Genomic DNA, 12,404 nt, shown 5'->3' with positions numbered 1-12,404 from the left:
TGTGGATCAGGTTTGTCCACGCGGCTTAGCCGCAGGGCAGGCGCCAGTCGCCGATCTCCGCGCGCGGCAGGCCGAGATTCTCGCGCAGCGTCGGCCCGGCGTAGTCGCGGCGGAACAGGCCGCGCCGCTGCAGCTCCGGCACGGCAAGGCGCACAAAATCCTCGTAGGCGCCGGGGATGTGCGTGGCGGCGAGGACGAAGCCGTCGCAGGCCTCGCCGGCGAACCATTCCTCCATCTGGTCGGCCACGTCCCTCGGCGTGCCGAGGAACAGCGGGAATTCCCGCACCGTGCCGCGGGCGCTATACCGCATGAAGTCACGCACCGTGGGGTTGCGCTTGCCGGAAAGCCGCACCACGCGGTCGCGGATCGCCCGCAGGCCCTGGATGGCCGCCAGCTCCTCGTCGGAGAAGGGCTCGTCCATGCCCTTGCGGGAGAAGTCGTAGTTCAGCACCTCCGACAGCAGGGCGAGGCCGTCGATGGGCTTCGCCAGCCCCTCGATCAGGGCGAGCTTCTCCTCCGCCATGCCGCGGCTCTCCGCCACCACGGCGTAGACGGCGGGGCAGACCCGCACCCGCGCCGGGTCGCGGCCGGCAGCGGCCACCTGCTCCTTGAAGGCGCGATAGACCCCGCGGCCGATCTCCAGGCTGGGATAGATCACGAAGACCAGCTCCCCCCAGCGCGCCGCGAAGCGCTGCCCGCGCCCGCTCTGCCCGGCCTGGATCAGCACCGGCCTGCCCTGCGGCGTGCGCGGCACCGTGAAGGGCCCGCGGGAGCGGAAGTAGCGCCCCTGATGATCGAGACGGTGCACCTTCGCCGGGTCGGCGAAGGTGCCGCTCTCGCGATCGTGCAGGATCGCGCCGTCCTCCCAGGAATCCCAGTGCCCGAGCACCACCTCCATGAACTCGTCGGCGCGGTCGTAGCGCTCGTCGTGCGGCAGGTGCTGGGCCAGGCTCATGTTGCGCGCCTCGCTGTCGTTCAGCGAGGTGACGACGTTCCAGGCCACGCGCCCGCCCAGCATGTGGTCGAGGGTCGCGAAGACGCGGGCGACGTGGAAGGGCTCGTAGTAGGTGGTGGAGTAGGTGGCGCCGAGGCCGAGGCACCGCGTCGCCAGGCCCATCGCGGTCAGGATGGGGACGAGATCCATCTTCACCACGCGGATGCCGTGGCGCACCGCCTCCTCGTGGCTGGCGCCGTAGAGGTCGGGCAGGGCGAGGCGGTCGTCGAAGAAGGCGAGATGGAAGCGCCCCGCCTCCAGCACGCGGGCGATGCGCTGGTAGTATTCGGGCGAGAGGTAGTCCTGCATGGTCGCCGGGTGGCGCCAGGAGGCCGGATAGTTCGAGCAGTTCTGCGCCTGCAGGAAGGCCACGAGGGCCATCTGGCGATCCATGCGTCCCTCCCCCGGGATCGGTGCGCGCGCCGCCCCGCGGGCCCGGCGCCCCCGGCATTACAGGCACGGGCGGTGGCGGCTGTAAAGGTCCGGACAAAGTCCTGGCGCCGCCGCCCCCGTCCCCCTATGCGGAAGCGCCGCCACGGAGGAGCCGCACCATGCCACGCCACGCACCGAACCGCAGCTTCCTCTTCGCCCCCGGCGACCATCCCCGCCGGGCGGAGAAGGTGATGCAGGCGGGCGCGGACGCCGCGATCCTCGACCTCGAGGATGCGGTGGCGATCCCGGCCAAGGCCGCCGCCCGCGCTGCAGTGGCCGCGGCGCTGCAACGGCCGCGCCCCTGCCGCGCCCTCGTGCGGGTGAACGCCTTCGACACCGAGTTCTGCTTCGGCGACATCCAGGCGGTCGTCGGGCCGCACCTCGACGGCATCGTGCTGCCGAAGCTCGAGCAGGCGGGGCAGCTCGTCGCGGTAGACTGGATGCTCGGCGCGCTGGAGCGCGAGCGCGGCCTATCCCCCGGCGCGGTGGAGGTGATGCCAATCGTCGAGACGGCGCGCGCCTTCACGGCGCTCGGCGCGCTGGCCGCCGCCGCGGCGGCCCTGCCCTCCGGCCGCGTGCGCCGCCTCGCCTTCGGCGCCGGCGACTACACGACCGATCTCGGCATGGCCTGGACGACGGAGGAGCAGGAGCTCGCGCCCGCGCGCACCGCCCTCGTCACCGCCTCTCGCGCCGCGGGGCTGGAGCCGCCGGTGGACACGGTGTTCATCGCGCTGCGCGAGGCCGAGGCCTTCGCCCGCTCCTGCCGCCGCGGCGCCGCGCTCGGCTTCCAGGGGCGGCTGTGCATCCACCCCGACCAGGTGGCGGAGGCCAACGCTGCCTACACGCCGCCGGCGGCGGAGATCGAGCGCGCGCGGCGCATCGTCGCCGCCTTCGAGGAGGCGGAGGCGAGGGGCATCGCCTCGATCCAGGTGGAGGGGCGGTTCGTGGACTACCCGATCGCGCAGCGCGCGCGGCGCCTGCTCGCGCTGGCCGAGAGCATCGCCCGCGCCGGCGGCTAGCCCCTCTCCCCCTCCCCGGCGCGGCGCAGCGTCAGCCGGTAGGTGAAGCGCGGCGCCGGGTGGCAGCTCTCGCTCAGCTCGAAGACGCGGCCGTGCTGGTCGAGGTAGCGGCGCCGGATCAGCAGCGCCGGCGAGCCGGGCGCCACCTCGAGCAGCGCGGCCCGCTCCGCCGGCACGGCATGGGCGGCGAGGTCGAGCTCGACGCGGCTGACGCACAGGCCGAAATGCCGCTCGATCAGCCGGTACACCGGGCCCGGCTCCGCGCCGATGAGGTCCATCACCGCCGCGTAGCGCATCGGGATGTGCAGCGTGGTCAGGCAGATCGGCGCGGCGGTAACGCGCACGCGCCGGATCCCCTCGGCGCGCAGCCAGGTGGTGCCGGGCGGGCAGCCGAGCCGCCCGGCCAGCGCCGGCTCCACCCGCTGCGGCCAGGCGCGCAGGATCAGGAGGCGCGTCTCCTCCGGGTACTGCAGCAGCTCCTCGGCCGAGCTGATCTCCTGCACGAAGCGCTCGCGCGCCGCCTGCGCCGTCACCGCCGTGCCGGCGCCCTGGCGGCGGCTGACCAGGCCCATGCTCTCCAGCACCCGCAGCGCCTCCCGCACCGTGTGGCGGGAGACGCCGTAGCGCGCGCGGAGCTCGGTCTCGGTCGGCAGCATGGTCCCGACCGGGTGCCCCCCGGTGCGGATGGCCGAGATCAGCTCGTCCGCGATCCGCTGGTAGAGCGGCGCCGAGGCAGCGGCGGCGGCGGGGCGCGGCGGCGCCCTGCCGGCGCGCGGCCCCGGCGGCCGGGCCGTCGCGGCCCTGCTCCGGCGCTCCGGCGGCATCTCCCCTCCACCCCTCATCGCTTCCGGGACGCGCGGCCCTGCGCGCCGCATGTCCGGACCTTTCGGTTGACCCCGACCCTAGCACCGCTACAGTCCCTCCGCCACCAGCCCCGAGCGACGGAGGCGCCCATGGCCCTGATGTCCGCCGCCGAGTACCGCGACTCCCTGCGCGCCCTGGCGCCGCGCGTCTTCGTCAACGGCCGGCGCGTGGAGAGCGTGGCGGACGAGCCGCTGCTCGCGCCCGGCATCGCCGCGGTGGGCGTCAGCTACGATTTTGCGCGGCGCGGGGAATACGCGGCGCTGATGACGGCGCGGCAGGCCAGCTCGGGCCGGACCGTCAACCGCATGCTGCACGTCAACACCAGCACCGACGACCTGCTGGCGAAGCTGGAGGCAGTGCGCCTGCTCTGCCGGGAGGCCGGCTGCGCACAGCGCTACCTCGCCCACGACGCGCTGAACGCCCTGTTCCAGGCGACGAGGCGCACCGACGACGCGCACGGCACGGAATACCACGCCCGCTTCCTTCACTACCTGCACGAGGTGCAGGCGCGGGACCTGGCGCTCGGCATCGCGATGACGGACGCGAAGGGCGACCGCTCGCGGCGGCTGGGCCGGCAGGCCGATCCGGACGCCTATGTGCGCATCACCGAGCGCCGCGCGGAGGGGATCGTCCTCCGCGGCGCCAAGGCGATCGTCACCGGCGCGCCCTACATGCACGAATTCCTGGTCATGCCCTGCCGCACCATGACGGCGGAGGAGGCCGACTACGCGGTGTGCTGCGCCGTGCCGGCGGACGCGCCCGGCCTCACCATCATCGCCCGTCCCGCCGGCCGCCCCGGCGAGGCGGCGGCGAGGTTCAGCGCGACATACGGCCAGTCCACCGGCGTGGTGACGTTCGAGGACGTGCTCGTGCCCTGGGAGCGCGTGTTCCTCGCCGGCGAGCACGAGGAGGGCGGCTTCCTCACCACCGCCTACGCCACCCACCACCGCCATTCCTGCATCGGCGCCCGCGCCGGCTTCGGCGACCTGCTGATCGGCGCCGGCGCGCTGATGATCGAGGCGAACGGCCTCGATCCCGACCGCCACGCGCATGTGCGCGAGGCCATGGTGGACCTCATCAGGATCGTGGAGGGCTTCTTCGCCTGCGGCGTCGCCGCCTCGGTCTACGGCACGCGCGACCCGGCAGGGTCGGTGATGCCCGAGGCGGTGTTCGCCAACATCGGCAAGCTCCTGCTCGCCACGCAGATCTACGACATGCACCGCCTCGCGCACCACGTCTCGGGCGGGCTGATCGTGGCGCTGCCGGGGCCGGAGGAGGACCACAACCCGGAGACCGCCGCCTCCCTCGCCGCGGTGCTCGCGGGACGGCCCGACATCCCGGCCGCGCACCGGAGGGAGGTGGCGCGGCTGGTGGAGGACCTCACCGCCTCGCACCAGGGCGGCTGGTATTCGGTGATCTCGCTGCATGGCGGCGGCAGCCCGGAGGCGATGCGGCGCGAGATCTGGCGCCGCTACCCGCTCGCGGAGCGGACCGCGCTGGTGGAGCGCCTGCTCGACCGCGGCGTGGCCGCGGAGGGGCGCCGCGTCTCGCGCCAGCCCGGACGCTGCTGCGCCGCGGGCTGCGAGGCGCCGCCCGCCGCGCCGGCGCCGCCCGCGCGCGCCGCGGAGTAGCCGCCCCACCCGGAGGAGACGCCCATGCCGGACACCGACGCCGAGCCCCCCGCCCCGCAGCCGCTCGAGGGCGTGCGGGTGGTGGACGTGTCGAGCTTCCTCGCCGGCCCCTTCTGCTCGACCCAGCTCGCCGAGTTCGGCGCCGAGGTGATCAAGCTGGAACTGCCGGTGGTCGGCGACCCGCTGCGCAAGTTCGGCACCGTCGCCCCCTGCGGCGAGACGCTGCCCTGGCTCTCCGAGTGCCGGAACAAGAAGTCGGCCACGCTCGACCTGCGCAAGCCGGAGGGCGCGGCGCTGCTGAAGCGCATGGTGGCCGAGGCCGACATTCTGGTGGAGAATTTCCAGCCCGGCACGATGGAGGGCTGGGGCCTCGGCTGGGAGGCGCTGCGCGAGGTCAATCCGCGCCTCATCATGGTGCGCATCTCGGGCTACGGGCAGACCGGCCCCTACCGCAACCGGCCGGGCTTCGGGCGCATAGGCAACGCCTTCGGCGGCCTCTCCTTCCTCGCCGGCTACCCGGACCGGCCGCCGGTGACGCCCGGCTCGGCCACCATCCCGGACTACCTCGCGGGCCTCTACGGCGCCTTCGGCGCGCTGCTGGCGATGCAGGCGCGGCAGAAGACCGGGCGCGGCCAGGTGGTGGACATCGGCCTCTACGAGCCGGTCTTCCGCATCCTCGACGAGCTCGCCCCCTCCTTCCAGCTCAACGGCTACGTCCGCCAGCGCATGGGGCCGGGCACGGTGAACGTGGTGCCGCACAGCCACTACCCGACGAAGGACGGACGCTGGATCGCCATCGCCTGCACCTCGGACAAGATCTTCGCCCGCCTGGCCGAGCTGATGGGCGTGCCCGACTGGGCCGGCGAGGGGAAGTGGGGCACGGTGCGCCAGCGCGAGGCGGCGCGCGCCGAGGTGGACGCCTTCGTCGCCGAATGGACCGCCCGCCACGACCGCGACGCGCTGCTGCGCCTGTGCGAGGCGGCGCAGGTGCCCTGCGGCCCGGTCTATTCCATCGACGAGATCTTCGAGGACCCGCACTACGCCGCGCGCGGCAACATCCTGCGCGTGCGGGACGAGCGCGTGGGCGAGCTCGCCATCCCCAACCTGGTGCCGCGGCTGAGCGAGACGCCGGGGCGGGTGAACTGGCTCGGCCCGCCCATGGGCGCGCACAATGACGAGGTCTATCGCGGCTGGCTGAAGCTGCCGGAGGCGGAGATCGAGCGCCTCGCCGCGCTGCGCGTGATCTGAGCGGGGCGCGCCCTGTGGCCGGCCCGCTCCCCTGGCGCCTGCGCCGCTCGCTGCTGATCACGCCGGGCCACCGGCGGGAGCGGCTGGAGAAGGCGGCGCGGCTGCCCGCCGACTCCCTCTGCTTCGACCTCGAGGACGGGGTGCCGCCGGCGCGCAAGGCGGAGGCGCGCGCCACCGTCGCCGCCCTCCTGCCCGCGCTCGAGGCCGGGCCGCGCGAGCGCGCGGTGCGGCTGAACGCCATCGGCACCGAGGAGTGGGAGCGCGACCTCGCCGCCCTGCCCTGGGGCAGCCTGGACGCGGTGCTGGTGCCGAAGGTCGAGGCGCCGGAGGCGCTGCGCCTGCTCGACCGGCGCCTGGCGGCGCTCGCCGGCGGGCGGCGCCTCGCGGTGATCGCCACGCTGGAGACGCCGCGCGGCGTGCTGAACGCGCTCGCCATCGCCGAGGCCTCGCCCAACCTCGCCGCGCTCTTCTTCGGCCCCGGCGACTACGTGGCGCAGACCGGCGCCGCGCTCACCCGGCGGGCCCTCGACTACCCCCGCGCCGTCATCGCCGCCGCCGCCGGCGCGGTGGGCGCGCAGGCGCTGGACGCGCCCTACCTCGCCGGGCTGCGCGACGCCGAGGGCACGCGCGCCGACGCGCTGGCGGCGCGCGAGCTCGGCTTCTCCGGCAAGGCGGCGTTCCACCCGGACCAGCTCGCCCCGATCAACGCCGCCTTCACCCCCGACGCAGCCGAAGTGGCGGAGGCCGAGCGCTTCCTCGCCGCCTGGCGCGAGGCGGCGGCGCGCGGCGAGGCGGTGGCGCTGGCGGGCGGCGCCTTCATCGCCATGGACCTCGCGCCGCGCATGGAGCGGATCGTGGCGCTGGCGCGCCTCGCGGCGGAGCGCGACCGGCGGGGCTGAGCGCCGCGCCTCCCGCCGCCGGCGCGGGCCGGGTTATGCTGCCGCGGCAGACGGGAGGAAACCATGAAGACGTCCCTCATCTCGCGCCGGCGCCTCGCGGCGCTGACCGCTGCCGCGCCGGTGCTCGCCCTGCCCGCCATCGTCCGCGCCCAGCCCGCCTGGCCGAACCGCCCGATCACCCTGGTCGTGCCCTACCCGCCGGGCGGCACCACGGACCTCGCAGCGCGCCCGGTGGCGCCGAAGCTGGCGGAGCGCCTCGGCCAGTCGGTGGTGATCGAGAACCGCGCCGGGGCGGGCGGCAGCATCGGCGCCGACGCCGTCGCCCGCGCGCGGCCGGACGGGCACACGCTGCTCGCCTTCCCGACCGCGGTGCTGACCATCAGTCCGCACGTCATGGACCTGCCCTACGATCCGGCGACCGCCTTCGCGCCGGTGGCGATGACCGCCATCGCCTACGGCATCGTGGTCGCGCATCCCTCCGTGCCCTTCCGCGACGTCGCCGGGCTGGTGGAGTACGCGAAGGCGCATCCCGGGCAGCTCCGCTTCGGCTCGGCGGGGAACGGCACCATCACCCAGCTTTCCGGCGAGATGTTCGCCGAGGCCACGGGCATCCGGCTCGAGCACGTGCCCTATCGCGGCTCCGCCCCCTCGCTGACCGACCTGCTGGCCGGGCGGGTGCAGCTCCTGTTCGACCCGGTGGCGATCCCGGCGGTGCGCGAGGGGCGGCTGATCGCCCTCGCCACCAACGCCGAGACGCGCAACCCGCAGCTTCCGGAGGTGCCGACGCTGCGCGAGCTCGGCCTGCAGCGGGCGGAGGCGACGCCGTGGTTCGGCATCGCGGCGCCGGCGGGCGTGCCGGCACCGGTCATCGCGCGGCTGGTCGAGGCGCTGGGCGCCGTGCTGGCGCTGCCCGAGGTCGCGGCGACGATGGCGCCGATGGGCATGACGCCGCGCTTCGAGGCCGGCGAGGCCTTCGCCGAGCGCATCCGCCGCGAGCGCGCGACCTATGGCGAGGTGGTGCGGCGCGTCGGCGTCAGGGCCGGCTAGACCCCGCGGCGGGCGATTGCCGGGGGCGGACCCTCCGCCTATGAGCGGCGGGCCGGGCGCCGCGCCGGCGCCGCCCACGCCATCAGCCCCGGGAGAGGACGATGCCAGAGGTCAGCGTGGTGGTCCCGACCTACAACCGCGCCGCAACGATCCTGCGCGCGGTCGGCAGCGCCCTCGCCCAGACCCACTGCGACCTCGAGGTGGTGGTGGTGGACGACGGCGGCGGCGACGACACGCCGGCGCTGCTCGCCGGCCTCGGCGATCCGCGCCTCAGGCTGGAGCGGCACGCGCGCAACCGCGGCGCGGCGGCGGCGCGCAACACCGGCATCGCCGCCGCGCGCGGCGCCTTCATCGCCTTCCTCGATTCCGACGACGCCTGGCTGCCGCGCAAGCTCGAGGTGCAGCTCGCCGCGCTGCGCCGGGCCGCGCCGGAGGAGGCGGTGAGCTGCCACGGCGTGCGCATGCACCTGCTGGACCACGGCATCGAGCGCGAGCAGCCGCTGGAGCCCGCCGGGGACTGGTTCCTCCGCCTCGCCCGCGACTGCGACCTCAGCCCCGGCACGACGCTGCTGGCGCGGCGCGAGGCCTTCGACCGCATCGGCCCCCTCGACGAATCCCTGCCGCGCTTCGAGGACTGGGACTGGCTGCTGCGCTACGCCGCCGCCGGCGGCCGCGTCCTGGCGCTGCGCGAGACGCTGGCGCATGTGTGGAACCGCCGCGGCCGGCTCGGCGAGCAGCACGAGCTTTCGGCGCGGCGCTTCCTCGCCAAGCACGCCGCGCTCCACGCCCGCCTGCCGTCCGGGCTGCGCCGCGCCGCGGAATGCGACATCTGGCTGCAGGTGAGCGGCACCTACGCCTTCCAGGGCCGGCGGCTGGACGCGGCGCGGATCGCGCTGCGCGCCGCCCGCCGGCGGCCGCTGCACTGCCTGCTGCGCGTCGGCCGGCACGCCACGGCGCGCCTCGCCGCGGCGATGGGCCGGCCGCTGCCGCAGCTCACCGGCCGGGCCGAGGCCGCCGCGCCGGCGCGGCGGCAGGGCGGCTGAGCCGGCGGTGGACGCCGCCTCCCCCCTTCGCGTGCTGCACATCATCCCGGCCCTGCAACAGGGCGGGGCCGAGCGGCTGCTGGCCGAGCTCGTCACCCGCGCCGGGGAGGGCCTGACGCATTCCGTGCTGACGCTCACCGGCGACCGGCCGTTCTTCGACCTCGGCGAGACGCCCGTCACCTCGCTCGGCCTGCGCCGCGGCCAGGTCTCGCCCGCGGCGCTGCGGCGCGCCGCCGCCACGCTGCGGGCGGCGCGGCCCGAGGTGGTCCATGCCTGGCTCTACCACGGCAACCTGCTGGCCTCGCTGCTGCCGCGCGGCGGGGCGCCGCTGCTGTGGTCCATCCACAACACCAGCCTGCCGCCGGGCGGGGCGCGGCCGATGACGCGGGCGGTCAACCGGATCTGCGCCCTGCTCTCGCACCGCAGCCCCTGGCGCATCGTCTATTGCGCCGAGGCGGCGCGGCGCCTGCACGAGCAGGCCTTCGGCTACGACCGCAAGCGCGGGGTGGTGGTGGAGAACGGCGTGGACTTCCGCGCCTTCGCCTTCGACCCCGCCCGCCGCGCCGCGCTGCGCGCCGCCTGGGGCCTCGGGCCGGAGGCGCTGGCGATCGGCTGCGTCGGCCGCTTCGACCCGCAGAAGGACCACGCGACGGTGATCGCGGCCTTCGCCCGCCTTGAGGAGCCGCGGGCGCGGCTGGTGCTGGCCGGGCAGGGGTGCGACGCCGCGAACCCGGTGCTCGCCGCGCTGCTGCGCCGGGCCGGGGCGGAGGGGCGGGCGCTGCGGCTCGGCGCGGTGGCGGAGATGCCGGGCCTCCTCTCGGCGCTCGACCTGCTGGTGATCGGCTCGGCCTTCGGGGAGGCGATGCCGATGGTCGGGCTGGAGGCGGTGGCGGCCGAGCTGCCGGTGGTCGCCACCACGGTCGGTGCCGTGGCGCGGCTGGTGCCGGACCCTGCCCATCTCGCCCCGCCGCGCGACCCGGCCGCGCTTGCCGCGGCGATGGCGGCGGCGCTCCGCCGCGCCGGGCCCCGGCCCGGGCCGGCGACCGCGGCGCTGCGGGAGCGGCTGCGGCCCGCGCACGACATCGCGGCCACGGTGGCGGCCTACCACGCCCTCTACCGCGCCGCCGCGGCGCGCGGGCGGGGCTGACGCCCGCGCCCCCCTGCCGGGAGCGGATCGCGGGCGGCCGGCTCGCCGCTCCAGCCGCGCCGGGGAGGGCGGGTCAGCCCTCCGCCCCGGTCAGCATCGCCTCCACCCGGGCGCAGAAGCAGTGGTAGAGGCACAGATGCACCTGCTGCACCGCCGGGGTGAAGCGGCTCGGCACCGCGAGCAGGTGGTCGCAGAGCGGGCGCATCGCCCCCCCGCCCTCCCCGGTCAGGCCGATGGTGCGCATCCCCCGCGCCCGCGCCGCCTCCAGCGCCAGCACGACGTTGCGCGAATTGCCGCTGGTGGAGAGGCCGAGCAGCACGCCCCCCGGCTCGCCATAGGCCTCCACCTGGCGGCTGAACACGCTGTCGTAGCCGTAGTCGTTGCTCCAGGCGGTCAGCACGGCGGGGTTGGAGGAGAGGCAGATCGCCCGCAGCGCCCGGCGCTCCGCGAGGAAGCGGCCGACCAGCTCGCCCACGATGTGCTGCGCATCCGCGGCCGAGCCGCCATTGCCGCAGACCAGCAGCGGGCGCCCCGCCGCCAGCGCCCGCGCCGTGTCGGCCGCCGCCGCCTCCAGCACGGGGTCGAGCGCGAGGGCGCGGGTGGCGGCGAGCAGCGCCTCGGCCTCGGCGAGCCAGCGATCGAGGAATGCCATGGCGGTCCGGTCCGTTCCTGCCGCGGCGCGCGGCGGCGGGGCTTTAGAGCGGATCGCGGAGGGACGGAACCGTCCGGGGGCGCGGATCCGCTCCGCAGGCAGGGCGGAGCCCTTGCCGCGGCCACGGCCGCGCCGCAGGGGCTCGAAGGCGGGTCGCGAAGGGGTGGAACGCGCCCGGCGCCGCCACGCGCGGGCGAGGCGGCCGGCGCGCTGTTCATCATGTGAGCGGCCGGGCCGGCCGGGCGCTGCTATCCGGGAGCGCAACAGCAGCGGGAGGTGGCCTTGCGCATCCTGATCACCGGCAACATGGGGTATGTGGGCCCGGTCGTGGTCGCGCACCTGCGCGCCGCCCTGCCGGGCGCGGAGCTGATCGGCTTCGATTCCGGCTTCTTCGCCGACTGCCTCACCACCACCGCCCCGGCGCCGGAGCGGCTGCTCGACCGCCAGCACCAGGGCGATGTGCGCGAGCTGCCGCCCTCCCTGCTGCGCGGCGTGGAGGGGGTGGTGCACCTCGCCGCCATCTCCAACGACCCGATGGGCAACCGCTTCGAGGCGGTGACCGAGGCGATCAACCACCGCGCCAGCCTGCGCCTCGCCGAGATGGCGCGCGAGGCCGGGGTGCGGCGCTTCGTCTTCGCCTCCTCCTGCTCGATCTACGGCCTCGCCCCCGGCGCGGCGCGGCGGGAGACGGACCCGCTGAACCCGCTCACCGCCTATGCCCGCTCCAAGGTCGCGACCGAGGAGGGGCTCGGGCGCATGGAGCGCGGCGGCATGGCCGTCACCTGCCTGCGCTTCGCCACCGCCTGCGGCATGTCGCCGCGGCTGCGCCTCGACCTGGTGCTGAACGACTTCGTGGCCGGCGCCATCGCCTCGGGCGAGATCACGGTGCTGTCGGACGGCACGCCCTGGCGGCCGCTGATCGACGTCGCCGACATGGCGCGCGCGATCGAATGGGCGCTGACCGCCGCCGTGCCGGGGCCGGGCGGCATCCTCTCGGTCAATGTCGGCAGCGATGCCTGGAACGTGCAGGTGCGCGACCTGGCCGAGGCGGTGGCGGCGGAGATCCCGGGCACGCGCGTCTCCATCAACACCGGGGCGCCGCCGGACCGCCGCTCCTACCGCGTGGACTTCTCCCGCTTCCGGGAGCTGGCGCCGGACCACCAGCCGCGCATGACGCTGCCCGACAGCGTGCGGGCGCTGCGCGACGGGCTGGCGGCGATCGGCTTCGGCGACCGCGGCTTCCGCGCCTCCCGCCAGATCCGGCTGAAGGTGCTGGAGGGGCTGATGCAGGAGGGGCGGCTGGACGGGGCGTTGCGCTGGACCGCGCCGCGTCAGGACGCCACCCCGTCGCGCGAGGCGGCGCTGTAGCGCCGATCCCGCCCAGGCGGCCCCTCCGCGCGGGATCCGCCCTAAGCCGCGTGGACAAAC

At 75.8% G+C, this 12,404-nt stretch carries 11 protein-coding genes; 8 read left to right on the top strand and 3 right to left on the bottom strand.

Translation table 11 applies throughout. The features are described 5' to 3' along the window. Positions 1–25: 25 nt before the first annotated feature. On the bottom strand, positions 26–1,387 hold the full coding sequence (locus tag ET526_RS19825) for an LLM class flavin-dependent oxidoreductase (protein WP_135470572.1): 1,362 nt from the start codon (positions 1,385–1,387) through the stop codon (positions 26–28). A gap of 158 nt (positions 1,388–1,545) precedes the next feature. Here ET526_RS19825 and ET526_RS19820 point away from each other — a divergent pair, with 158 nt between their 5' ends. Beyond that, positions 1,546–2,445 (top strand): HpcH/HpaI aldolase/citrate lyase family protein, encoded by a 900-nt coding sequence (locus tag ET526_RS19820; RefSeq protein WP_135470570.1) that lies wholly within the window; start codon positions 1,546–1,548, stop codon positions 2,443–2,445. Here ET526_RS19820 and ET526_RS19815 read toward each other — a convergent pair. Continuing rightward, positions 2,442–3,269, bottom strand: coding sequence for a GntR family transcriptional regulator (locus ET526_RS19815; protein WP_158295645.1), 828 nt, complete (start codon positions 3,267–3,269; stop codon positions 2,442–2,444). The genes ET526_RS19820 and ET526_RS19815 overlap by 4 nt on opposite strands. Before the next feature lie 129 nt (positions 3,270–3,398). On the opposite strand from ET526_RS19815, the gene ET526_RS19810 reads away from it, so the two are divergent. The 6 genes from ET526_RS19810 to ET526_RS19785 all read left to right on the top strand — a co-directional run bounded on the left by ET526_RS19810 (position 3,399) and on the right by ET526_RS19785 (position 10,324). Beyond that, a complete protein-coding gene (locus ET526_RS19810) occupies positions 3,399–4,940 on the top strand; it encodes a 4-hydroxyphenylacetate 3-hydroxylase family protein (RefSeq protein ID WP_204623732.1) in 1,542 nt (513 codons plus the stop codon). Between the two features lie 24 nt (positions 4,941–4,964). Continuing rightward, complete coding sequence (locus ET526_RS19805) at positions 4,965–6,188, top strand: CaiB/BaiF CoA transferase family protein (RefSeq protein ID WP_135470566.1); 1,224 nt, start codon at positions 4,965–4,967, stop codon at positions 6,186–6,188. A gap of 14 nt (positions 6,189–6,202) precedes the next feature. Further along, positions 6,203–7,087 (top strand): HpcH/HpaI aldolase/citrate lyase family protein, encoded by an 885-nt coding sequence (locus tag ET526_RS19800; RefSeq protein WP_158295644.1) that lies wholly within the window; start codon positions 6,203–6,205, stop codon positions 7,085–7,087. Positions 7,088–7,150: 63 nt separating this feature from the next. Next, positions 7,151–8,134, top strand: coding sequence for a Bug family tripartite tricarboxylate transporter substrate binding protein (locus ET526_RS19795; RefSeq protein ID WP_135470562.1), 984 nt, complete (start codon positions 7,151–7,153; stop codon positions 8,132–8,134). A 101-nt stretch (positions 8,135–8,235) separates the two neighbouring features. Continuing rightward, positions 8,236–9,177 (top strand): glycosyltransferase family 2 protein, encoded by a 942-nt coding sequence (locus tag ET526_RS19790; RefSeq protein ID WP_135470560.1) that lies wholly within the window; start codon positions 8,236–8,238, stop codon positions 9,175–9,177. Positions 9,178–9,184: 7 nt separating this feature from the next. After that, a complete protein-coding gene (locus ET526_RS19785) occupies positions 9,185–10,324 on the top strand; it encodes a glycosyltransferase (RefSeq protein WP_135470558.1) in 1,140 nt (379 codons plus the stop codon). Between the two features lie 73 nt (positions 10,325–10,397). Here ET526_RS19785 and ET526_RS19780 read toward each other — a convergent pair whose 3' ends face one another. Then, positions 10,398–10,976 carry a D-sedoheptulose-7-phosphate isomerase gene (locus tag ET526_RS19780; protein ID WP_135470556.1) on the bottom strand — a complete coding sequence of 193 codons (579 nt, stop codon included), beginning with the start codon at positions 10,974–10,976 and terminating at the stop codon, positions 10,398–10,400. 282 nt (positions 10,977–11,258) lie between these two features. Between ET526_RS19780 and ET526_RS19775 the strand changes: the two genes are divergently transcribed. Beyond that, positions 11,259–12,344 (top strand): NAD-dependent epimerase/dehydratase family protein, encoded by a 1,086-nt coding sequence (locus ET526_RS19775; RefSeq protein ID WP_135470554.1) that lies wholly within the window; start codon positions 11,259–11,261, stop codon positions 12,342–12,344. Positions 12,345–12,404 lie beyond the last annotated feature (60 nt).

Origin of the sequence: Crenalkalicoccus roseus (genome assembly GCF_004761865.1) — a bacterium.
GTDB classification, from domain to species: domain Bacteria; phylum Pseudomonadota; class Alphaproteobacteria; order Acetobacterales; family Acetobacteraceae; genus Crenalkalicoccus; species Crenalkalicoccus roseus.
The sequence above is the reverse complement of the archived record's forward strand: the minus strand, read 5'-3'. Positions and strand labels throughout refer to the sequence as shown.

Coding starts and splice junctions, on each gene's coding strand:
- ET526_RS19825 (WP_135470572.1), bottom strand. CDS start 1,387: ATGGATCGCCAGATGGCCCTCGTGGCCTTCCTGCAGGCGCAGAACTGC.
- ET526_RS19820 (WP_135470570.1), top strand. CDS start 1,546: ATGCCACGCCACGCACCGAACCGCAGCTTCCTCTTCGCCCCCGGCGAC.
- ET526_RS19815 (WP_158295645.1), bottom strand. CDS start 3,269: ATGCCGCCGGAGCGCCGGAGCAGGGCCGCGACGGCCCGGCCGCCGGGG.
- ET526_RS19810 (WP_204623732.1), top strand. CDS start 3,399: ATGGCCCTGATGTCCGCCGCCGAGTACCGCGACTCCCTGCGCGCCCTG.
- ET526_RS19805 (WP_135470566.1), top strand. CDS start 4,965: ATGCCGGACACCGACGCCGAGCCCCCCGCCCCGCAGCCGCTCGAGGGC.
- ET526_RS19795 (WP_135470562.1), top strand. CDS start 7,151: ATGAAGACGTCCCTCATCTCGCGCCGGCGCCTCGCGGCGCTGACCGCT.
- ET526_RS19790 (WP_135470560.1), top strand. CDS start 8,236: ATGCCAGAGGTCAGCGTGGTGGTCCCGACCTACAACCGCGCCGCAACG.
- ET526_RS19780 (WP_135470556.1), bottom strand. CDS start 10,976: ATGGCATTCCTCGATCGCTGGCTCGCCGAGGCCGAGGCGCTGCTCGCC.